The 21,135-nt window shown below is 61.6% G+C and carries 26 protein-coding genes and 1 pseudogene; 13 read left to right on the top strand and 14 right to left on the bottom strand.

Annotated features, from left to right (window positions below; translation table 11 throughout):
* Positions 1–3 precede the first annotated feature (3 nt).
* Positions 4–237, bottom strand: a complete 234-nt coding sequence (locus tag BLV45_RS09780) for a hypothetical protein (protein WP_090532218.1) — start codon at positions 235–237, stop codon at positions 4–6.
* 314 nt (positions 238–551) lie between these two features.
* On the opposite strand from BLV45_RS09780, the gene BLV45_RS09775 reads away from it, so the two are divergent.
* From BLV45_RS09775 to BLV45_RS09755, 5 genes are all read left to right on the top strand, one after another.
* The gene (locus BLV45_RS09775; RefSeq protein ID WP_090532216.1) at positions 552–968 is read left to right on the top strand and encodes an RrF2 family transcriptional regulator; all 417 of its coding nucleotides are present in this window, start codon (positions 552–554) and stop codon (positions 966–968) included.
* 33 nt (positions 969–1,001) lie between these two features.
* Positions 1,002–1,544 (top strand): hemerythrin domain-containing protein, encoded by a 543-nt coding sequence (locus BLV45_RS09770; protein ID WP_090532214.1) that lies wholly within the window; start codon positions 1,002–1,004, stop codon positions 1,542–1,544.
* Between the two features lie 35 nt (positions 1,545–1,579).
* Positions 1,580–1,849 (top strand): DUF2249 domain-containing protein, encoded by a 270-nt coding sequence (locus tag BLV45_RS09765; RefSeq protein ID WP_090532211.1) that lies wholly within the window; start codon positions 1,580–1,582, stop codon positions 1,847–1,849.
* A 379-nt stretch (positions 1,850–2,228) separates the two neighbouring features.
* Positions 2,229–2,495: a hypothetical protein gene (locus BLV45_RS27010; RefSeq protein WP_143130408.1), complete on the top strand. Its 267-nt coding sequence runs from the start codon at positions 2,229–2,231 to the stop codon at positions 2,493–2,495.
* A complete protein-coding gene (locus tag BLV45_RS09755) occupies positions 2,492–2,752 on the top strand; it encodes a ferredoxin reductase domain-containing protein (protein ID WP_090532207.1) in 261 nt (86 codons plus the stop codon). The genes BLV45_RS27010 and BLV45_RS09755 overlap by 4 nt, the downstream gene beginning before the upstream one ends.
* Positions 2,753–2,892: 140 nt before the next feature.
* On the opposite strand, the gene BLV45_RS09750 is transcribed toward BLV45_RS09755, so the two are convergent.
* The 7 genes from BLV45_RS09750 to BLV45_RS28220 form a co-directional block, all read right to left on the bottom strand.
* Positions 2,893–3,174, bottom strand: coding sequence for a DUF6566 family protein (locus BLV45_RS09750; protein ID WP_090532205.1), 282 nt, complete (start codon positions 3,172–3,174; stop codon positions 2,893–2,895).
* A 93-nt stretch (positions 3,175–3,267) separates the two neighbouring features.
* Positions 3,268–3,843, bottom strand: coding sequence for a hemerythrin domain-containing protein (locus BLV45_RS09745; RefSeq protein WP_090532202.1), 576 nt, complete (start codon positions 3,841–3,843; stop codon positions 3,268–3,270).
* A complete protein-coding gene (locus BLV45_RS09740; RefSeq protein WP_218133536.1) occupies positions 3,827–4,195 on the bottom strand; it encodes a carboxymuconolactone decarboxylase family protein in 369 nt (122 codons plus the stop codon). The genes BLV45_RS09745 and BLV45_RS09740 overlap by 17 nt, the downstream gene beginning before the upstream one ends.
* A 26-nt stretch (positions 4,196–4,221) precedes the next feature.
* Positions 4,222–4,425 (bottom strand): hypothetical protein, encoded by a 204-nt coding sequence (locus tag BLV45_RS09735; RefSeq protein ID WP_090532198.1) that lies wholly within the window; start codon positions 4,423–4,425, stop codon positions 4,222–4,224.
* A gap of 55 nt (positions 4,426–4,480) precedes the next feature.
* Positions 4,481–4,825 (bottom strand): cupin domain-containing protein, encoded by a 345-nt coding sequence (locus BLV45_RS09730; RefSeq protein ID WP_090532195.1) that lies wholly within the window; start codon positions 4,823–4,825, stop codon positions 4,481–4,483.
* 29 nt (positions 4,826–4,854) lie between these two features.
* Positions 4,855–5,562, bottom strand: a complete 708-nt coding sequence (locus tag BLV45_RS09725; protein ID WP_090532193.1) for a succinate dehydrogenase/fumarate reductase iron-sulfur subunit — start codon at positions 5,560–5,562, stop codon at positions 4,855–4,857.
* Positions 5,563–5,671: 109 nt separating this feature from the next.
* A complete protein-coding gene (locus tag BLV45_RS28220; RefSeq protein WP_090532190.1) occupies positions 5,672–6,139 on the bottom strand; it encodes a hypothetical protein in 468 nt (155 codons plus the stop codon).
* A 7-nt stretch (positions 6,140–6,146) separates the two neighbouring features.
* Here BLV45_RS28220 and BLV45_RS09715 point away from each other — a divergent pair.
* Positions 6,147–6,410 (top strand): annotated as a pseudogene (locus tag BLV45_RS09715) (transposase); the annotation flags it as partial.
* Between the two features lie 7 nt (positions 6,411–6,417).
* Here the strand turns inward: BLV45_RS09715 and BLV45_RS09710 are convergent.
* Both BLV45_RS09710 and BLV45_RS09705 read right to left on the bottom strand, forming a co-directional pair.
* Positions 6,418–7,128, bottom strand: a complete 711-nt coding sequence (locus tag BLV45_RS09710; RefSeq protein ID WP_090532187.1) for an SDR family NAD(P)-dependent oxidoreductase — start codon at positions 7,126–7,128, stop codon at positions 6,418–6,420.
* A 117-nt stretch (positions 7,129–7,245) separates the two neighbouring features.
* Positions 7,246–7,998, bottom strand: a complete 753-nt coding sequence (locus tag BLV45_RS09705; RefSeq protein ID WP_090532185.1) for an SDR family oxidoreductase — start codon at positions 7,996–7,998, stop codon at positions 7,246–7,248.
* Positions 7,999–8,187: 189 nt separating this feature from the next.
* On the opposite strand from BLV45_RS09705, the gene pdxR reads away from it, so the two are divergent.
* The 3 genes from pdxR to BLV45_RS09690 all read left to right on the top strand — a co-directional run bounded on the left by pdxR (position 8,188) and on the right by BLV45_RS09690 (position 10,757).
* Positions 8,188–9,717, top strand: coding sequence for a MocR-like pyridoxine biosynthesis transcription factor PdxR (gene pdxR / locus BLV45_RS09700; RefSeq protein WP_090532183.1), 1,530 nt, complete (start codon positions 8,188–8,190; stop codon positions 9,715–9,717).
* A 67-nt stretch (positions 9,718–9,784) separates the two neighbouring features.
* Positions 9,785–10,060, top strand: coding sequence for a winged-helix domain-containing protein (locus tag BLV45_RS09695; RefSeq protein ID WP_176954113.1), 276 nt, complete (start codon positions 9,785–9,787; stop codon positions 10,058–10,060).
* Between the two features lie 217 nt (positions 10,061–10,277).
* Positions 10,278–10,757 (top strand): VOC family protein, encoded by a 480-nt coding sequence (locus BLV45_RS09690; protein ID WP_090532178.1) that lies wholly within the window; start codon positions 10,278–10,280, stop codon positions 10,755–10,757.
* A 108-nt stretch (positions 10,758–10,865) separates the two neighbouring features.
* Here the strand turns inward: BLV45_RS09690 and BLV45_RS09685 are convergent, their stop codons facing one another.
* On the bottom strand, positions 10,866–12,983 hold the full coding sequence (locus BLV45_RS09685) for a TonB-dependent siderophore receptor (RefSeq protein ID WP_090532176.1): 2,118 nt from the start codon (positions 12,981–12,983) through the stop codon (positions 10,866–10,868).
* Positions 12,984–13,591: 608 nt separating this feature from the next.
* Between BLV45_RS09685 and BLV45_RS09680 the strand changes: the two genes are divergently transcribed.
* Both BLV45_RS09680 and acs read left to right on the top strand, forming a co-directional pair.
* Positions 13,592–14,170, top strand: a complete 579-nt coding sequence (locus tag BLV45_RS09680) for an acetate uptake transporter (RefSeq protein ID WP_090532174.1) — start codon at positions 13,592–13,594, stop codon at positions 14,168–14,170.
* Positions 14,171–14,250: 80 nt separating this feature from the next.
* Entirely contained in the window at positions 14,251–16,191 is a 1,941-nt protein-coding gene (gene acs / locus BLV45_RS09675; RefSeq protein WP_090532172.1) for an acetate--CoA ligase, read from the top strand.
* A 62-nt stretch (positions 16,192–16,253) separates the two neighbouring features.
* Here acs and BLV45_RS09670 read toward each other — a convergent pair whose 3' ends face one another.
* Positions 16,254–17,294 (bottom strand): tellurite resistance/C4-dicarboxylate transporter family protein, encoded by a 1,041-nt coding sequence (locus tag BLV45_RS09670; protein WP_090532170.1) that lies wholly within the window; start codon positions 17,292–17,294, stop codon positions 16,254–16,256.
* A 100-nt stretch (positions 17,295–17,394) separates the two neighbouring features.
* Positions 17,395–17,706 carry a high-potential iron-sulfur protein gene (locus tag BLV45_RS09665; protein WP_090532168.1) on the bottom strand — a complete coding sequence of 104 codons (312 nt, stop codon included), beginning with the start codon at positions 17,704–17,706 and terminating at the stop codon, positions 17,395–17,397.
* 528 nt (positions 17,707–18,234) lie between these two features.
* Here BLV45_RS09665 and rarD point away from each other — a divergent pair.
* Positions 18,235–19,116 carry an EamA family transporter RarD gene (rarD, locus tag BLV45_RS09660; RefSeq protein WP_090532166.1) on the top strand — a complete coding sequence of 294 codons (882 nt, stop codon included), beginning with the start codon at positions 18,235–18,237 and terminating at the stop codon, positions 19,114–19,116.
* Positions 19,117–19,255: 139 nt separating this feature from the next.
* Here the strand turns inward: rarD and BLV45_RS27475 are convergent, their stop codons facing one another.
* On the bottom strand, positions 19,256–19,396 hold the full coding sequence (locus tag BLV45_RS27475; RefSeq protein ID WP_176954112.1) for a hypothetical protein: 141 nt from the start codon (positions 19,394–19,396) through the stop codon (positions 19,256–19,258).
* A 293-nt stretch (positions 19,397–19,689) separates the two neighbouring features.
* Between BLV45_RS27475 and BLV45_RS09655 the strand changes: the two genes are divergently transcribed.
* Positions 19,690–21,069, top strand: a complete 1,380-nt coding sequence (locus tag BLV45_RS09655) for a GH1 family beta-glucosidase (protein ID WP_245753177.1) — start codon at positions 19,690–19,692, stop codon at positions 21,067–21,069.
* The last annotated feature ends 66 nt before the right edge of the window (positions 21,070–21,135 follow it).

The following is a 21,135-nucleotide window of genomic DNA, read 5'->3' as shown; positions in this document are numbered from 1 at the left end:
TGGCTAGACCTTCGACGAACTGACGCGTCTTCGTCTCGCAAGATCGGTCGCCGGCACGTTCGCGCCGGCCGGATCAGACTTTCCGTCCGGGGAGGCGTTGCCAGCCATGACGTGCTCGCGAAGGGAATCGAGGATGCTGTCAGGCACGCCCCCCGGAACAACCAGGCCTGGGGGGAAAAGCTCCGGCAGGTCGGCATCCGGGAGGAAGAATCGGCACAAACGCTGAATCAATCGCATGGTTTGCTCCTTTGCTGAAAGTTGAGAACGGGTCAGCGCGCCCGTCGCATTTTCAGCTAAAACATGTATCATTAATAAATGTTTTAGCACAACGACAAACGAGCGACTGTGATGCGAGTCAATTTGCCGCAGAACCAGGCGTCGCAGCGATTTTGAGCAGACTAGGGGGATTCCATATCTGGCCTGGTGACTATCGGCCAGCAGGGTTGTGAATCTCGCTTAAATGAGATATTTTTAATGTATGTTATATGCAGGCGCGATTGAATCACCCGGCACCATTGGGCCAGCGACACTGCTTCACGGATGGAAACACCATGCACCTCACCGTCTACACCGGTTACACGCTGCGGGTGATGATGTACCTGGCGTTGAAGCACCCCCTCGGTGACGTTGCGACGATCGACGAAATCGCAGGAGCCTGTGGGATTTCGCGAAACCATCTGGAAAAGATCATCCATGAGCGCAGCCAGGCTGGCTCCATCGAGACGAGCTGCGACCGGACCGGTGGCGCCCGTCCGGCACGCGCCCCGGAGGAAATCTCAGGGTCCTCCGACATCGCCTGTTATGGCCTGGTGATCGCCGCCGCCTGCCTGCGCGTTATCGGCCCGTTGCTTGCGAGTGGCCGGAGGATCAACGGCGCCGGGGTGTGCTGGTGTGCGGCGTTCGCGCTACATGCACGCCAATACTGGCCTTACCTGACACGCCCGCGAGCCGACTGCGAGGCTGGCTGAAGCGAAACGAAGCGAAACGATGAGTAACGTGAAATGAAATCAGACAGATTATTGGTCAAGCCCGCGCCCTCGTTCGATGAACCTGTCGAAATGCTCAAGGCGTGTCACGAGCGCATTGCCGCGCAGTGCGTCACGCTCGGGAAACTCGAAGCGTACCTGCCTCTGCATGGCGCGGATACGCAGGCGCAGCAGGCAGCCAGAAACATCATGCGTTATTTCGACGTGGCGGGCCCGCATCACCATGCTGACGAGGAGCAGGATCTCTTTCCCATGCTGATCGAGGCCGGTCGACGCCTGGACTCTCCGGTGACTGAACGGATCGCAACCCTGCTCGGCGAGCATCGATTCCTGGAGGCCGCGTGGGTGCGATTGCGCGCCGTGCTTGCCGACATCGCCCAGGGGAAAGCGAGGCCGCTCGAACGCGTCTCGGTAGACGATTTTGTCGGCGCCTACCGCTCCCACATGGCCGTGGAAGAGAGCCATATTCTGCCATTTGCCGAAGCCTGCCTGGATCAGCAGCAACTGGACAGGCTGAGTGCGGCCATGGTGGCGCGGCGCACCCATACGCCGCAATGACGGTCACGACCGACCGATTTTCAGGAGAAGCATCCATGAGAAACCCAGCAGACGTTCTTCCCATCCTTTCCCAGCAATACGTGTTCGATGCGCGTGGCGTAGCCAGACGTTTCCGTCACGCCGCCATTTTCGGTGCGCTCAATGCACTGGAGCCGGGCGAGGTGATGCGTTTTGTCAACGATCACGATCCACTGCCGTTGCTGGCGCAAATCGAGCAGCACTTTGGGCCCCGCGTGGGCATCGGATACGTCGCCCGCGAGCCGGGCAACATCGTGATCGATTTCTCGGTGAATGCGGTGGATTGAAATGACCGCCGAATCTGTCAGATGCCTCTCGTGTGATGCTGCCCGGCACCGCGACGGCAGAGGAGCGGGGGGCTACCTTCCTTGCTGACCAGTCGCAGCGCTTGCACGACGAATTTCCCGATGTTATCGCCACACGAGATCGCTACGCTCATCCTCATCGCTCATGCGCCGGAGCAGGTCGGCGCCGGGTGGCCCGACCTTCAACCATTGTTGAACAGCAACCTGGTGGAGATTGACAGGTGTCACATGTGTCAAGGCAAGCCGCACGTGACGCCGCTGACTGAAACCGTTGTCGTTCGATTTCGCGGAGCGACGACATCGGGCGTCAGTGGCATGCCTCGGCCCATCATCCCGGCGAGGACAATCCTGGAGGAAAACCATGAAGCGTAATCTTGAAGTTGAGCGTGCAGCGCACTTGCGCACAAAGCACCTTGAGAACCTGATCGACGAGGCTGGCGAAGAGAGTTTCCCGGCGAGCGATCCGCCGGCGGTACATACAGAGCGCGACCCGGTAGCAAGCGGGGCCAGCTGGCACGACGCGCCCACGCGCGCGGCCAGTCGCACCAGACATTATCCAGCCCATCCTTCTGACCTGACGGGCTGCGACAACGATGCCCATTTCCCCGTTGACAAGGGGGCGCGATGACGAGCGAAGCCAGGCTCATCGGCCGCGAGGTCATTGCATCGGGCACGATGGCTTTCCATTTCGCTGCAGGGCAGGCTATCGATTTGATCCTGCCCGATTCTGTCGCCGCCGAAGCACAAAGTGCCCGTCATACGTTTTCCATCGTGAGCGCACCATTCGAGGACAGGATTGCGGTCGCGACGCGAATGCGGGACATGCTACATCGCGCGGGCACGTCGGATGATGATATCCGCAGTGAAGCATTTTTCGGCTACTGATCGTGTCCCGGTTACCTACGCCGTTCGAGGTTCAGGTGGGCGCGGTGCCCAGGGCATCGACTGCTTGCGTGTTCATATGAAAGCCGGAGCCATCGCCATGGAGGCGCTACTGGAGCGACCGCGTTCCATGACACCTTGAATCAGGCGGCGTGATCGCGCGACTCCCGTGGTTCGCCCAACACGCCGCTATCGATGAGCTTCACAGCGTACTCCAGTGCGTCCCGCCGTGCCTCGCCCTCGCTTAACCAACGCTCGCCGAAAAACGGCATATGCCAATCGACCAGTACGTCACCGTTTCGCTCGATCCTGACGGTTGAGATGTAACCGTCGGGTATGGAGTCCGGCGTGATGATACGACGGACCGGGATCGTGCAGATTCTGATCGTTCGACCCTTCCACGAGTCCTGGGTCACCGTCTGCATTCGATGCCTCTTTCATCGGTTCGTGATGCGTAGCCGGCCTCATATCGGGTTGCCCGTGACGGGCAACGGCGACGCCAGCAGTCGACGTGAAATTTAACTATCGCGATCTTCGCAGCCACAGTCGGCCTCGCGCGCAATGACCTGGTGCAGTTGTATGAACCGCTCATGCACCGGTGTATGAAACAGCGGATCAGCGACCGGCACAGGCCCTGTGCGGGCAATCGCGTCCCAATCCTCGGGGCCGAGATGGGCGAGCGCCATCGGGAAAAGCATCAGTTCCTCCATGGCCATGTTGTGTCGCAGCCGTTCGCTGTAGAGGCGCAGGTGAAGGTCGATCCATTCGCCCGACATGTTCTCTTCCCGGATCATCGATTCCAGTGCCTGAAGCAGCTCGTGTCCCTCACGGACCAACGTTGCATGCTGCGCTTCGATTTCGCTTCCCAGTCCTGCAGGGAGCGCGCGCTTCTCGAGCAACTTTTCGACGATACGGTTCTCGAGTACGTGATGATTGACGTCCGGAAAGCGCGTCAGATAGTAAAGTGCGTCCACCAGCAGCGCGGTCTTCGTGGGGGACGCGCGACTGACGGCGGTCAGTTGATCGTCGAAAAGCCGTATGAGGTGTTCCAGTTTGCCATGCTCGGCGCGCAGGTTGTCAATGATGCTCGCCATGACCTGCTCCGCCCGCAGCCTGTTGCCGGTTCATTTCGTCGATCGCCAGTGCCGAGTGTGCATACGCGGCACCCGCGCGCATCTCGGCGGCAACCCAGATCGCCTCCATGATTTCCTGCTGCGTCGCTCCGTGCTTCAGGGCGCTTGCCGTATGACCGCGTATGCAATACGGGCATTGCGTAACATGCGCGACGGCCACGGCAATCAGCTGTTTCATCTTGCCCGGCAGCGCACCGTCCGCGAAAACCGTGTCGCTAAACGCCTTGAATGCGGCGAGTGGCTCCGGAGCCAGTTCCTTACGTCGAGCTGCCGTTTGCGTGCCCGGCAATGGATACATCGAATCGTCCATCATGCACCTCCTGCAAAAAACGACTTTGGTCAACCGGTTGATCGGGTCTCAAGCCACTTCTTGAACGCGCAATAAGCCTCAATGAACTCGCGGCGATAGAGCTGGCCGCTTGCGTAGTGACTCTTTGCCAGCACCGCACTGCGATAGATGATCATCGTGCGGCGTACCCATGTCACCGCTGCGGTCATCCCATCGCGGGTGACGAGGAATGCGATACGCTGGTCTTCTTTCATTGGCGCTCCGGACAGTGGAGACTCGATCCATGCGTGTGATGCCGTGACGGTCCTGTCAACGACCCTGCGGCAGATAAAGTGTCACGAGCACTGACGTATCTTCAAGCGCTTCAAGCGCTTCGAGCCAGTGCGCCTGGCCGGGCAAGGTAAAGAGCAGGTCGCCTGCTCGCATGGTCTGCACGACGACATCCGTACCGAACTTCAAGGAACCTTCCAGACACTGCACCGTGATCTCGCCTGGCGCGCGATGTTCCGGGATTCGCTTGCCGGCTGACAGCACGAGCCGGACGACCTCAAGATGGTCGGTCCGCGCGAGGGTGAAGGACCTGGCACCCGACAGGCCCGGACCGAGTGGCCGGACGTCGATCAGATCGCCGGGTGTCGCACGTGGTGTCGCCATAACGGTTCTCTCTTTCTGATCCCGGTAATTCAAATGCCCCGGCGTGCCAGCATGGTTTTGATCTGACCGATTGCCTTCGCCGGATTCAATCCCTTCGGGCACACGTCCGTGCAGTTGAGGATCGAGCGGCACCGGAACAGCCGATAGGGGTCTTCGAGATTATCGAGCCGCGCATTCGTGCCTTCATCGCGCGAATCCACGAGGAAGCGGTACGCCTGCAGGAGTCCCGCAGGGCCGACATATTTGTCAGGATTCCACCAGTACGAGGGGCAGGCGCTCGAGCAACAGGCGCACAGGATGCACTCGTAGAGTCCGTCGAGCTGGTCGCGTTCCTGTGGTGACTGCAGGCGTTCGCGTTCGGGCGGTGGGGTATCGTTGATCAGGTAAGGGATGATCGAGTGGTATTGCTTGAAGAACGCCGTCATGTCGACAATCAGATCGCGCACGACCGGCAAACCAGGCAGGGGCCGCAAGATCGTATGGCGCGGCAGTTCACGCAGGTTTGTAATACAGGCAAGACCGTTCTTGCCATTGATGTTCATCGCATCGGAGCCGCACACGCCCTCGCGGCATGAACGTCTGAAGCTGAACGTCTCGTCAACTGCCTTCAGCCGGATCAGCACATCGAGCAACATCCTGTCGCCTGGCGCGATCTCGATTTCGAACGTCTGCATGTGAGGGCCGCTGTCCCGATCCGGATCGTAGCGGTAGATTTCGAATTTCCTGAATTCGCTCACGATATCTCCCGATCGTTCTGCGTACCGGCGCGGCCACGCAGCTGCTGCATCGCTTGAAGACGCTCTTCGAAGCGCCGTTCCGGACAGGCCGTGCCGACACTCAAATACATCATAACGTGATTTTTATCGAAAACCCGGGGTTGCCACTCCGGCTCCAGGGTTTCAGCATGAAGCCCCTGTCAGGCAGGCAAACCCGAGAACGGAGCCACGCATGTCGCAATCCTGTGGGTGATTCATCCGCCGCCGCATTGCCCGGGCGGCATGTTATGGACTTCAGCACCAAAGGCGCAACCTTGGCGATGAAGTCCCATGCCATGAGCAGCGCGCCGATTGCAAACACGACGTTGCCAGGCAGGTGGGTCCATTGCCAGAAGAGGATCGTCTGATGAAGTTCGCTGCTACGGACGTAAGCAAGTCCATGCTCGTAGACGGCGTCGAGCTGCGGCCAGCCAATCGGGAAGGAATTCAGTGCGATCCAGAGCACGAGGCCAGCGGTATAAAGCCAGAACGCGATCAGGCCAGGCTTTTCGCTGAACGGGCGACGATCGGCGGCAAAATAACGCAGACAGAAATACATCAGCCCGATTTCCAGCAGAGGCTACGATGCCGATGCCTTTGCGGAGGCGGTTCGCTCCACCGGCGCCAAGGTCGTTATTCCGCCGCGCTCGAACCGCAAGTCGAAGCGCCGTTATCGCCGGACGCTATACCGCACACGCAATGTGGTCGGGCGCTTCTTCAACCGTATCAAGCATTTTCGCCGGGTCTCCACTCGCTACGACAAGCGCGCGGACAGCGACCTCGTGTTCGCGTCGCTTGCCGATGCGTTTGGACCATTCGTAAAAATGTGAACAGAGCTTAGTGACCAGCGCTCTGGCCACCGTCGACGTGCAGGATTTCTCCCGTGATGAACGGTGCGGAATCAAGGAACAGAATCGCACCGGCGATATCGCTCATCTCACCCATGCGCCCAAGCGGATGGAACGCGCCCAGCGCTGCGTGAGTTTCCGGCGCGTGCATTGGCGTCTTGATGATCCCCGGCGCGACGGCATTCACGCGAATACCTTTCCTGGCATATTCAATCGCCAGCGACTTCGTGGCGGCGTTCAGACCACCCTTCGTCAGGGCAGCCAATGCCGAATACACGCCGCTGATCGCAGCGTCAGCTGCGCTGGAGGTCACGCTAACCACGTGGCCGCCCGAATGCTTTTCCATTTCCGCGATCGCGAGTTGCGTGACGTAAAAGAAACCCGCGACATTCACGTTCACCACTGCGGCGAAGTCTTCGGCGGTGTGCCGGGTGAACGGTTTACCGATGTATATGCCGGCGTTGTTCACCAGCGTGTCGATCCGGCCAAAGCGCGCGACACCTTCGGAAACGACGCGTTGGGCCGTCGCCGGATCGCCAATATCACCCGCTACAGTCAGGATGTTCTCGTCGTCCGATGGTTTGATCGAGCGCGCAGTCGCAACAATGCGGTAGTCGAGCCTGCGGAACGCCCTCACGACTTCGGCGCCTATGCCTTGCGATGCGCCAGTAACGACGACAACCTTTTGTGACGCGCTCATGCTTGCCCAGAAAATTGATGTATGGTGTTAACGTCGATTGGGCCGACGGTTCGGATCAAGGGAAATGTAGACGCATTGATTCAGGTTTCGCATCACCCTGCAGTCAAGCCTTTGCAGTCAACCCTTTTTAGCCTGCGCCAGCCACTGGTCGAGGTTGATGCGGCCAATCCGCGCGTCGCCGAGCGGCACGAGCGAGTGTTCCTCGACACGGCCACCGTAGTACCGCGCCTCGCGATCCGTCACCACCGGGCGCGGGTCGCTTGCCGATTTCAGATAACGCCTGACGATCTCCGCGAAAGGCGCGCGGTCTGGGCCGGCAATCTGGACCGTGCCGTTCAGCGGCGCGGCGAGCGCGACCTGCGCGAGGATCGTCGCGACGTCATCCGCGGCGATCGGCTGAAATAGTCCGTCGCCGATGCGCACCGTGCCGCTGTCCGTGCTGAAATCCGCGATGCCGCCGATGAACTCCATGAACTGTGTCGCGCGCACGATCGTGTATGGCACGCCGGCCGCTTCGATCACTTCTTCCTGCGCGACCTTGGCGGCGAAATACGCGTTTTCCGGCGTGCGGTCGCAGCCGACGATGGATAGCGCGACGTGATGGCGCACGCCCGCGGCCACCTCGGCCTTGCCGAGATTGCGCGCCGAGGTGCGGAAGAAGTCGAGCACCGCCTGCGGCTCCCATGACGGCGCGTTCGTCACATCCACTACGACGTCCGCGCCGACGAGCGCGTTACTCAGGCCTTCGCCCGTAACGGCGTTCACACCGGTGCGCGGCGACGCGGCGAGCGCCTCATGGCCCGCGTCGCTCAGCAGCGTGACGACACGTGAGCCAATCAGGCCGGAACCACCGATCACGACGATCTTCATGGCAGATTCTCCAGATGAGAGTAAATGAACGCGCGGCGCGCGAGGCGGGTGTCGTATCGCGTGAAAGTGTCCGCCGCCGTTGCATCGCGTGAGGCTATTGTGGAAGTATCATGCGCTGTCGAACAGTGCCAGGAATCGTCGCTCCGACTAGTCCATGTTGTTCCCGCGCCCCTTGCCCGCCAGACCGTCATGACCGTGCCGACTCCTCCGTTGACCATCGAAATCGACCGGAACCGGCAGTTGCCGATCCATCTGCAGATCTGCGAACGTTTCAGGACGGCGATTGCCGCGGGTCATCTGCATCCCGGCGACCGGGTGCCCGCGCTGCGCGGCCTCGCCACGCAGCTGAACACGGCGCGCGGCACGGTCGAGCTGGCCTATACGATCCTTGTCGACGAGGGCTACCTGCAGATGCGTGGCGCGGCGGGCACGTTCGTATCGCCGTCGCTGCCGGCATCGGTGATGCGCTCGTTGCGTGCGCAAGCTGTTCAGGACGCGCACGGTGGCCAGCACACAGAGGGAGCTGGCACGCCGGAGACGCCGGGCGAATCGCGCGGCGGTCAACCGACGCCGCGCCAGCAGGCCGTCGCCGCTGCGATGAGCGGCGAGCCGCGACCGTTGCAACCGGGGCTGCCCGCGCTCGATGCGTTTCCGGGCAAGGTATGGAACCGGCTCGTCTCGCGTCGCGCGCGCAGCGGCGATCCTGCGATGTTCGCGTACCCGGATCCGGCCGGTTACCGGCCGCTGCGCGAACATATCGCCACCTGTCTCGGGCTGTCGCGCGGCGTGACCTGCCTGCCGGAACAGGTGTTCGTCACCGGCGGCTACCGTGCGACGCTTGAACTCGTGTTGCGCAGCCTCGCCCGTCCAAACGATCGCATGTGGTTCGAGGATCCCGGCTATCTGCTCGCGCGCGGATTTCTGGCCGAGACCGGCGTGCAGCTCGTGCCGGTGCCGGTGGATGGCGAAGGCATCGACGTCGAGCGCGGCATCCTGCTGGATGCGCAGGCGCGCTTCGCCGTGGTCACGCCGTCGCATCAGAGCCCGCTCGGGCACACGCTGTCGCTCGCAAGACGTGTGGCGCTGCTGGACTGGGCAGAGAAGGCGTCCAGCTGGATCATCGAGGACGACTACGACAGCGAGTTCCGTTATCTGGGCCGGCCATTGCCGGCTTTGAAGAGCCTCGACCAGCGCGACCGCGTGATCTATTGCGGCACGTTCAGCAAGGTCATGTTTCCCGGGTTGCGGCTCGCGTATGTCGTGGTGCCGGAGCGGGCTGTCGAGCGCGTCGGGCGGGTGGCGTTCAGCATGAACGCCGGATCGCCGACGCTATTGCAGGCGGCGGTGGCGGATTTCATCGGGCAGGGGCATTTTGCGCGGCATCTGAAGCGGATGCGCGCGTTGTACGCCGGGCGGCGCGTGCTGATCGTGCATGCGCTGGAGCAGGCGTTTGGCGAACGGCTGATTGTCGATTTGCCGCCCGGTGGCATCCAGTTCGCGATGCAGTTCACCGAAGGCCCCGATGGCCCGGTCGATGACGTCGCCGTCGCCTCGCGCGCCCGCGAAGCGGGGCTCGCGGTGCTGCCGCTTTCGATCTGGTACGCGAATGGCCGCGCGCGGCACACGCTGCGCGGCCTCGTGATGGGTTTCGCGAACATCGCCGATGCGGATGAAGCAGGGCGTCTCGCGCGAAAGTTGCGGGCGTGTCTGGAGGGCTGAGCAGGTCTTTCCGGACTCTGCGTTTGGACTAAGCTATACATTCCGACAACCAGAAAAGGGGACGACGATGAAACGGGATCAAGACCTTTTGTGGGGCATTCTCGCTGTCCTGGAGGCAAGCGAAAAAGGCGACGAGAACGATGATTCGATTGCTGCAGCGCTCGGGAAAACTCACCCGGACGTGAGCTTCGAGGCCATCAGGCACCACCTGCTGCTTCTCGATGACCGGGGGCTCGCAGTGCAACATGGAGCCGGCAACTGGCGCATTACCGACATTGGGCACAATGCTGTCGCCTCGAATCCGGCGCACGTCACGCATATGCACACGAGGCTCAATCAGTGATCAGCCAGAAAATGGAACGCCTGGTGGGAGCCGGGCGAATATCGGGTGCAAAAACCGTTCGGGTCAAACGCCGCCTGGCCGCTCCCGGCGCGCACGCAGCAGATCATAATGAGCCGGGATAGCACCTTTGCACCCGCTGCCACCGCCCAATGGCGTGGGCATCAGGATGCTGCCCTCAAAGCCAGTTGACGACGCGTTTTTCTGAAAGGAGATTGCGATGACCGAGTTAGTGACATGTCTGTGGTTCGATCAAGGTAGAGCGCGCGAGGCGGCGGAGTTTTACGCCGCCACCTTTCCCGACAGCCATGTCGATGCAGGTCATGCATCCCCCATACCGGGCATTGGGCAGGGTCCGGAGTTGACGATCGAGTTCACCGTGCTCGGCCGCCGCTTCGTGGGGCTGAACGGCGGGCCCGGTTTCAAGCCAAACGAGGCGGTCAGTTTCATGGTCCTGACGGATAGCCAGGCAGAGACCGACCGATACTGGAACGCCATTGTCGGCAATGGCGGAGAGGAAGCGCCTTGCGGCTGGTGCAAGGACCGCTGGGGCTTTTCGTGGCAGATCACGCCCAGGCGACTGCTCGAGCTCGTTAGCGGGTCCGATCGTGATGCCGGAAAGCGCGCGATGGACGAGATGATGAAAATGAAGAAGATCGACATAGCCGCGATAGAGCGCGCAGCGGCCGCTGCTGATTGACACGCCGACGCACCGACGCACCGACGCGGCGGTTCGCCCAGAAAAAAGGACACCGTTCATCGAACGGTGTCCCTTCGCATTGAGACACGTCGCGTCAAGACCCGGTCTTTACCACTTGTAGTTCATGCCGGCAAAAACCTGACGACCGTACCCATACGCGCACCACGACCCGTAGTAGCACGACGCGACGTATTTCTTGTTGAACAGGTTCTGCGCATTGACGTAGAGCGACGAGCCCTTGAGACTCGACGACGCACGGCCAAGGTCGTAGCGCAGCGTCGCATCGACGAGGAAGAAGCTCTGAACCTGGAACGAGTTGTCAGAGCTGTAGGTCGTCCCCGTGTAGCGTCCGCCGGCACCGAGCGACAAGCCTGCCAGCGGTCCGCGGTTGAGCGTGTAGTACGCCCATGCCGACGCCTGGTTCTGCGGCACCGCTGCGACGAACTTGCCAGCAAGGCCGCTGTTGTCCTTCGTGTACTTCGTGTCGAGGTACGTATAGCTTGCCGTCACGTTCAGGGAATCCGTGAGGCTCGCCTTCGCTTCGAGCTCGAGCCCGCGCGAACGCGCTTCACCGGATTGCGTCTGGAAGTTCGGGTTGACGAGGTCGGTCGTCAGCAGGTTCTCGCGCGTCAGGTCGAACAATGCCGCGGTGAACAGCATGTTGTACTTCGGCGGCTGGAACTTGATACCGATTTCGTACTGGTGCGCACGCTCCGGATCGAACACCCGGCCGTTGCGGTCCGTGCCCGCCTGCGGAACGAAAGACTCGGTGTAGCTGACATACGGCGCGATGCCGTTCTTGAACAGATACGTCAGGCCTGCCCGCTTCGTAAATGCTCGATCGGACTGATTCTGCTGTGTGCCGAAGGTGTCGTTACGCGTATCGGTGCGTGACCAGTCCTGCCTGCCGCTCAACGTCAGCAGCCAGTTGTTCCAGCGCGCCTGATCCTGCAGGTAGAGACCGTACTGCGTCGACGATACGTGATTCATCGACAGCGCGGGAGGATCGATCGTCTGGCCATAGACCGGTGCAAAGACGTCGAGCGACGGTGCCGCACCAAAGCCCCAGAGATAACCCGAAGCCAGGTGCTGATAGTCGAAGCCCGCGAGCAGCGTGTGACTGACGGCGCCGGTCGCGAAGTTTCCTTCGAGCTGGTTGTCGAGCGACACGGTGTTCAGCGTGTCCGACGACGCCGCCGTGCCGCGATCCAGCGTGCGCAGATCGGGTTCGAGCCCGCTTCCGTAGACGCTCTTGTAGTCCTGGCTCAGATGCAGATAGCGGCCGTTCATGCGCACGGCCCACGTGTCGTTGAGAAGACGCTCGAACTTGTATCCGATCGACTCCTGGGAACGGTTGAAGCTTTCGAAGTTCGGATCGCCGTCGTAGAAGTCGGAGGGCAGCTTGCCGTTCGGATTGGGCTGCGCCGAACCTTGCGGCGGCACGCTGCCGTATGACGTGCTGCGCGGATCGTGCTGATACAGGGCGAGAAGCGTCAGCGTGGTCCGGTCGTCAGGCCGCCACGTAAATGCCGGCGCGATGGCGATACGCTCGTTTCGGGTCGACTGGACCTGGCCGTCTTCCTCGCGCACGAGACCCGTGAACCGGTACAGGTAATGATCGTCGCCCGCGATCGGACCCGACAGGTCGACCGTTGCCTGCCTGTGTGCATAGTTGCCGAACTCGATGCCAACCTCGTGCAACGGCCGCGTCGTCGGCATCTTGCTTTCCTGGTCGAGCAGACCGCCTGCCTGCGCCGAACCATAGAGCACGGACACCGGGCCTTTGAGCACGTCGATGCTGTCCATGAGGTAAGGATCGAACTGCGGCACCGCGTACTGGTTGTTCTGCAACAGCTTGAGACCGTTGAGATACGTGTCGGCGGTGAAGCCGCGCACCATCAGCAGGTCGTAGCGCGTCGCGACGCCGCCGCGCGTTTCGGTCGTCACACCGGAAACGTAGCGCACCGCTGCATTCAGCGTCTGCGCGTTCTGCTGGTCCATCTGGTCGCGCGTGACGACCGACACCGATTGCGGCGTCTCGACGATCGGCGTGTTCGTCTTCGTTGCAGCTGTCATGCCTTTTGCGACGTAGCCGGTCGTATCCGTGTCGCTGTGCGCGGTGACGTCGACCGCCGGCAGCGTGTCTTCGGCGGCGTGCGTCGTCGGGGCGACTGCGATCCCGGTCAGCAGAAAGCCAACGGGAACGCTGCGCAGGGCTAGCGCCATGGCGGTCGGGCGCAGTGATTTGATCCGATCGGCAAGCCTGCCGGTCGAAGATGCCGTCAGAGTACTTCCGCGGCGCTCAGACATAGGTTCTCCTGCTGGTGTGGTTGGTCTGGTCTGTTTTTGTGGCGTTCCGAACGACTCACGGGACATCGTGAAAGCCGGATTTGCAGCGACAAAAGCCTGCCTTGATGGGGTCCCAGGCTCGAGCGTCGGGTTGAAATCCGCGAAGCTGGAACATCCCGTTCGACGCGATGGATCTATAAACGCAAATGCGAATGATTTGCGTTTATAGATCAAATGAGAACTTTTCTCAATAGGAAAAATGAAAGCGTGGGCAACTTGGCGCAAAAAAAGCCGCGATTGCGGCATCGATGCAACAGGCGGGGCGGGGCGGATGGGGTCGACCGGGACGCAACCTGGCAGCCGTCGGGGGGGTACGAGATATATATCACAACGTGATATATATCCTATAATCTACAGAGGCCCATCGCCATGACAGACGATGAAGCAACGCGAGCCCCAACGGCGCCGTGGTTGTGTCCTGCTCGCGGATGGCTCGACCTATGGCAATCGGAAAACCGGAAACAACGACCACACGGAGGCAAATCATGGGTGGCAAACTTTCCAACCCGGCGCCGCTCGGACTCGCCGGGTTTGCATTCACAACGTGGATGCTCAGCATGGTCAACGCAGGCTGGTTCAATGCCGATGCATTGGGCCTGGTACTGGCGCTGGCGTTTGCGTTCGGCGGCACGGCGCAGATGATCGCGGGCGTGCTCGAGTTTCCACGCGGCAATACACTCGGGATGGTGGCATTCCTCAGTTATGGCGCGTTCTGGTGGTCCTTCGCGCTGTTTGTCGCGTTCCTCGGCACGAAGGTGCCCGAAGCGTTCGTGGGCTGGTATCTGCTGGTGTGGGGCGTGTTTACGTTTTATATGTGGATTGGCTCCATGCACACCAGTACGTCCGTGCAGGTCGTGTTCCTGGTCCTCTGGATCACCTATCTGCTTCTGGCGATCGGAGCGTGGACGGGGTCTCTTCTCGCCACGCACATGGGCGGCTATACGGGGCTGATCACGGCCTTGCTGGCGTTCTACGCGTCAGCCGCGATGCTCATCAATGAAAGCTTCGGGCGGACCGTGCTGCCCACTCATCCCTACGTGGAACCCCATCCACAAATCGCGTAGCGATCCGGCGCCGGCGGGGCAGCGCGCCCAGGGGTGCCTCCGCCGCCGGCATGGCAGTACACGTCCTCAAGGAGGAGGCCATGTCTGAGCATCAAATATTTCCTGTGCCAGCGGACTGGGCAAAGCATGCATGGGCCGACAAGGCCCGTTACGAGGCGATGTACCGTCATTCGACAGAAGATCCAGAGGGTTTTTGGGGCGAGCACGGCAAACGTCTCGACTGGATCAAGCCGTATTCACACGTGAAAGACGTCTCGTTTGCCAGCGACGACCTGCACATCAAGTGGTTTTACGACGGCACGTTGAACGCCTGCAGCAATTGCCTCGATCGCCATTTGCTGACGCGCGGCGATCAGGCGGCCATCATCTGGGAAGGCGACGATCCCGCCGTCAGCCGGACGCTGACCTACCGCGAACTGCACACCGAAGTCTGCAAGTTCTCCAACGTGCTGAAATCGCTCGGCGTCAAACGCGGCGACCGCGTGACGATCTACATGCCGATGATCCCCGAGGCGGCCGTTGCGATGCTTGCTTGCGCACGCATCGGCGCAATCCACTCCGTGGTGTTCGGCGGTTTCTCCCCCGAGGCGCTCGCAAACCGTCTACAGGGCTGCGCTTCCACCATCCTCATCACGGCCGACGAAGGGATGCGAGGCGGCTCCCCGATATCGATGAAGGAAAACGCCGATGCGGCGATGGCGAAATGCCCCAAGGTCGACACGTGCGTAGTGGTCAGGCGTACGGGCGGCAAGGTCGGATGGCGCGAAGGCCGCGATCACTGGTATGAGGATCTGATGAGCCAGAGCGCCGCGGATTGTCCGCCAGAAGAAATGAACGCCGAGAATCCGCTGTATATCCTCTACACCTCGGGTTCCACGGGCAAGCCTAAAGGGGTTGTACACACCACGGGCGGCTATCTGACGTACGTCGCGCTCACGCATCAGTACGTTTTCGACTATCACGACGGCGACGTCTACTGGTGTACCGCCGACGTCGGCTGGGTGACGGGACACAGCTATATCGTCTACGGTCCGCTTGCCAATGGCGCGACCACGGTGATGTTCGAAGGTGTCCCGAACTATCCGGACAGCTCACGGGTCTGGCAGGTGTGCGACAAGCATCGGGTGCAGATCATCTACACGGCGCCAACCGCGATCCGCGCGCTGATGCGCGCCGGAGACGCGCCGGTCAGGAAGACCTCGCGCAAGTCGCTGCGTCTGCTGGGCACGGTCGGCGAGCCGATCAATCCAGCAGCGTGGTTGTGGTATTACGAAGTCGTCGGCGAGAAACGGTGCCCTGTGATCGACACCTGGTGGCAAACGGAAACGGGCGGCATTCTGATCGCGCCGCTGCCGGGTGCGACGACGCTCAAACCCGGAGCGGCCACGCGGCCTTTCTTCGGCGTACAGCCCGCGCTTGTCGGCGAGAACGGCGACGTGATCGAGGGCGCGGGTACCGGCGGCCTGTGCATGCTCGATTCGTGGCCCGGACAGATGCGTTACGTGTATGGCGACCCGAACCGGATGCGCGAGCAGTACTTCAGCCAGTTCGAAGGCAAGTACTACACCGGCGACGGTTGTCATCGCGACGCGGACGGCGACTACTGGATCACCGGACGGATCGACGACGTCGTCAACGTCTCGGGGCACAGGCTGGGCACCGCCGAAGTGGAAAGCGCGCTGGTGACGCATCCCGACGTCGCCGAGGCGGCGGTGGTCGGTTATCCACACGCGCTCAAGGGGCAGGGCATTTACGCGTATGTGACGCTCAAGGTCGGCGTCGAGCCGGCGGAGGCGTTGCGCGACGCGCTGGTGGCGCTGGTGCGCAAGGAAATCGGCCCGATCGCCAGTCCTGACTTCATTCAGTGGGCGCCCGTTCTGCCGAAGACCCGCTCAGGCAAGATCATGCGGCGCATCCTGCGGAAGATCGCCGACGGCGATTACGACAATCTGGGCGATGTCTCCACGCTGGCGGACCCACGCGTCGTGAAGGAGCTGATCGATCACCGGATAGCGCATTGAAGCGGAACAACGCAACGAAAGTGCCGGACATATGGGCCAGCACGATCAACTGTGACGGTTCGTCATTTCCCGCTGACCAGTCTGAAGGCCGAGCGCAGCAGCCCGATTGCGGCCAGAATCCACGTCGCGAAGGCGATCAGAATGGTGATCCTCGCGACGCTGGCGAGAAAAGGAAGATGGGCGGCACCGGCATAAGCGTAGGTGGCGGCAGCGTACATGCCGAGTGGAAAGACAACGGACCATTCGGCCGCCGTGTAGTACACCGGATCGCCGATGATGACGTGCTTCTCGATGAAGAGGGCCGCGAGCAGGGGAATCCAGAATGTCGCCATGGCCCAGCACGCGGTAGTCAGGACCAGCAGCACGAGTTGGCCGTCGCCCGGCCAGCCCGCCAGGTCGTGCCTCGCCAGGATGAGGCGGCTGCCGGCGAACGTGGTAATGGCCATCGCGCCCATGTTGATCCACCACGGCTCCGTGAGGTCCGCGGCCCTCATGGGCACGAAGCACCATCGATAGAAAATCAGCGTGATCAGCATCATGTATAGACTGCCGCCGAGCAGCCACGCCGCGAGCGCCAGCAGGTCGAGTGGCACGGAGGCGCCATGGCGCGATGAGACGGCCGTCGCGAGGACCGCAATGGATTCGGTGGCGACGACGAGCAGCAGCCACGTTCCATTGAGTCCGGCGTGCAGACCGGGCTTCCTCTGTCCGATGGTCATGGCGGCGAGGAACGTATACGCGACGACGAGCCAGAGCCCGGCTGCGAGACCCAGCAGCCACGGCAACGCTTGTGGCAGGACACGATACGCCGACAGCTGGCTGCCGAGTACCGCGGTCGCCGCGACGAGCGTGAGAAAACCCGGCCCGCGGCCGTGATCGACGATATCGGCATGCACCGCACGCGGATAGCGCAGAAGGCGGCATAGCGTGATGGCAAGCAGGACGGGCCAGGCCACGGCATTGATGCCGAGCAGAATCCATCCAACGGTGTCGTAGCCGAGGAGATGCGCCGCGATCGAGACGATGCCCGTCGCCATGACCATCGCGAAGGCCGTCGGTGGAAACTCCCGCAGCCAGGATTGACCAGGATCGAACGTCGACATTCGTTGGCCCCTCGCGCCCTCGCGCCCTTCGACGCTTCGCCGGTTGCTTGCTCATGCAACCAGATTCGACTGCATGTGGCTGAGCATCGGCGCGCCGGCTTCAGGCCTTTTTCACGTAGGCGTTACACCATCCCTTGGCATAAACGAGCTTGCCGCCGTAGGTCGGGCAGGGGCCGGTCACCGAACCAGGCTTGCCCTGATACAGCTGGCAGTTGGCGCAGGTCTGTCCGACCTGAAACCGGGGGAATTTGGTCTTGTCCACTTTTGCAGCGTCCGCCTTGTAGCCAAGCGCCAGTGCGGTCGGATCGCTCTCGGCAAGCAACGGGGCGTCGGCGCGCGACTCAGTGGAAAGAACCGTCGTTGATGCGACGGATGCGGCAAGTATCATGAAACGCCGGCGAGAGAGGGCCATGACATGGGCTCCTGTAGAAAATGGAGCCGACGGGTGCAAGGCGTGTCGCCCTTTGTCCGGTCACGTTGACCGGATCCTGTCGATCCATCGAAGACCGGACAACACACGCTATATCCACCGATGGGATAACCGGATCGCTGGCGCTTCGCGTGCCTTGAAATCAGCGTGTTTTGTGATTTCGTCGACATCGGCTGGATGACGCCGATGCCTGAATAATTCTATCACGACGCGATATATATTTCGTGTCCGTGCGTGACGCTGTTGTGAAGGACGCGGACCGGCGCATCTTCTGCCAGTTGATATGAAAATGTGTGTATCAGAACGACGTCGCCTTCGACGGTATCGACAGGTGCGTCGATGGTAATGCGCATGGGAAAATGGCCGGAATCCCATCACCGAATTCGAATATCCTGAACACCCACGTGCCGGATCACCGGAAGCGGCACTTCCCGTCCAGGCGCCCGTCGTCCGGATGTCCGTCAACAAGCGGGTCGCTCACCCCGCAGCTCACCAGCAAGTCCGATAAAAATGAATCCCGGCGTCGCTTACGCATTGCTCGCTTTTACGTTGTGGGGCCTGTTTCCGCTCTACTTCAAGTCGTTGCACCAGATCGCCGCGCTCGAAATGCTTGCGCACCGGATGGTGTGGTCGATGCTGTTTCTCTTTATCGTGCTGACCGTGCGCATGCAGTGGCGCTGGCTTGGACCGGTGCTGCGCGACCGGCGTCTGCTTGCGCGCTTCGCGGCAAGCGCCGTGCTGCTGTCGACGAACTGGGGTGTCTATATCTGGGCCGTCAACGCGGGTCATATCGTGGAGGCGAGTCTCGGGTACTTCATCAATCCGCTGATCAATGTGCTGTTCGGGCTCGCGTTTCTCGACGAGCGTCTGCGGCGCATGCAGTGGTTCGCGGTTGCGATCGCGACCGCCGGCGTCGTGTGGCTCACGTGGGAGAACGGGCGTTTGCCGTGGATCAGTCTGACGCTCGCGGTGAGCTTCGCGGGTTACGGGCTGCTGCGCAAGACCGCGAAGCTCGGCGCGCTCGAAGGGTTGACGCTTGAAACCGTGCTGCTCTTTCCGGTCGCGGTGCTGTATCTGGCGTTGCTCGCCGCGCAGGGCGACAACGCGTTTGTCAGCGCTTCGTGGGGCGTTCAGACGTTGCTGGCGATGGCGGGGCCGATCACCGCGATTCCGCTGTTGCTGTTCGCGGCCGGCGCACGCCGCATTCCCTACTCGATGCTCGGCCTGATCCAGTATGTGACGCCGACCCTGCAACTGCTGATCGGCGTCGCGATCTATCGCGAGCCGTTCAGCGGCGCGCAGTTGACCGGCTATGGCGCGATCTGGATCGCGCTGGCGGTGTATTCGCTCGAAGGCGTGTGGCGCGCGAAGTTTCCGGCGCGCGCAACGTAGCATTCACGCTGACATGCGCTGCCGGTCGTGCTGACGATCCGCGGAAGGAAAACGATGCGTTGAAGGCAAGGCGTGCGGTGCGAACGTCGAGCGACGTTCGCGAAACCCGGACGGCGTAGCCGCCCGGTCATGCGATGAATCAGCGCTTTTTCTGCGCTTCGGCGACGTGGGGCGCTACCTTGATCGGCGTCGAGCCGAACGGTGTCGAAGCCGGTGCGGTTTTCTTTGCCTGTTTGGGCTTTTTGACTTCGCGATTGCTGCGTAGTTGACCTTTTGCCATGACGCTACTCCCGTTGCGTGTATCGCTGACCCGTTGGTCCTCGTAACTCCCGAGTGTGCGCTGTTTCAGCGTTGCTGTCGCGCATCATTTTTGCGAAGTCCGGTGACCTTGTCCCGACGCATGTGTGCATCCGGCCTCGACGCCGCGCCGCGAGGATTTCCCGTGCGCGTTCTAAAGACAAACCCTGATTGCTGCGACGAATTGCGCGCTGCTATCTTTTGCACGTCTTGTGGAAGCGCTTCCACTTCGCGCCCCGCAACGATCCGTTCAAACGAATGCGTGCAGGAGAATCCGTGGCAAACGACGTATCTGCTCTGTCTGACGACGTGTTTTCGCCGCCGTCCGATTCCGCGCTCTGGCGCAAGGATTTCCTGCTGGGCGCGGCGACTGCCGCTTACCAGATCGAAGGCGCCGCGCAGAAAGACGGCCGCCTGCCGTCGATCTGGGACACGTTCTCGGCGCTTCCCGGCAAGGTGCTGGCGGGCGACACGGGCGCTGTCGCCTGTGACCACTACAACCGCTGGGAAAGCGATCTCGACATGCTGTCGGCGTTGAACGTCGACGCGTACCGTCTGTCGATTGCGTGGCCGCGCGTCATGGACGAAGCCGGCCGCCCGAACCAGAAAGGTCTCGATTTCTACAGGCGCCTGCTGGGCCGCCTGAAGGAGAAGGGCCTCAAGACGTTCGTCACGCTTTATCACTGGGACTTGCCGCAGCATCTGGAAGATCGCGGCGGCTGGCTCAATCGCGACGTGGCGTACCGCTTTACCGATTACGCCGATCTGATGAGCCGTGAACTCGCGGGTCAGGTCGATGCATGGATGACGCTGAACGAGCCGTGGTGCTCGGCGTTTCTCGGCTACGGCAACGGCCATCACGCGCCGGGTCTCGCGAACGGCCGCTTTGCGACGCAGGCGATGCATCATCTGCTGCTCGCGCACGGCATGGCGATGCCGGTGCTGCGTGCGAACGATCCGGCGTCGCTAAAGGGTATCGTCGCCAACATCGGGCGCGGCACGCCGGATTCCGGCAGTGCCGCCGACCGCCGTGCCGCGCATCTCTTCGAGGTGCAGCACAACGCATGGATTCTCGATCCGCTGCTCAAGGGCGCGTATCCGGAAGACCTGTTCGAACTGTGGCCGGGTACCGATCCGCTCGTGCTGCAAGGCGACATGAAGACGATCGCCGCGCCGCTCGATTTCCTCGGCATCAACTATTACTTCCGCACGAACGTGAAGAGCGACGGCGCGCACGGCTTCACGGAAGTGCCGCTGGAAGGCGTCGAGCGCACGCAGATGGGCTGGGAGGTGTATCCGGACGGTTTGCGCGATCTGCTGACCGGATTTAACGAAACCTATGCCACCTTGCCGCCCATCTACATCACGGAAAACGGCATGGCGTCGAATGACAACGTGATCGATGGCCGTGTCGACGACGCGCAGCGCATTGCGTTTCTCAAGCGCCACCTTGCCGCCGTCGACGAAGCGATCAAAAAAGGCGTGGATATTCGCGGCTACTTCGTGTGGTCGCTGATGGACAACTTCGAATGGGCGTTTGGCTATGAGCGCCGCTTTGGTATCGTACATGTCGATTACGATACGCAGAAGCGCACCTTCAAGCGCAGTGCCGAACTGATCGCGAAGTTTCTGAAGGAGCGCGCCGCACGCGCCTGAGCGGGTTATTTCCGGTTGTCCCTGTATCGGTCTGGAAACACGGGCGCAAAGCCTGGAGGAGACGGA

This window comes from Paraburkholderia sartisoli, from assembly GCF_900107685.1.
GTDB classification, from domain to species: domain Bacteria; phylum Pseudomonadota; class Gammaproteobacteria; order Burkholderiales; family Burkholderiaceae; genus Paraburkholderia; species Paraburkholderia sartisoli.
This window is presented reverse-complemented; position numbering and strand designations above follow the sequence as displayed.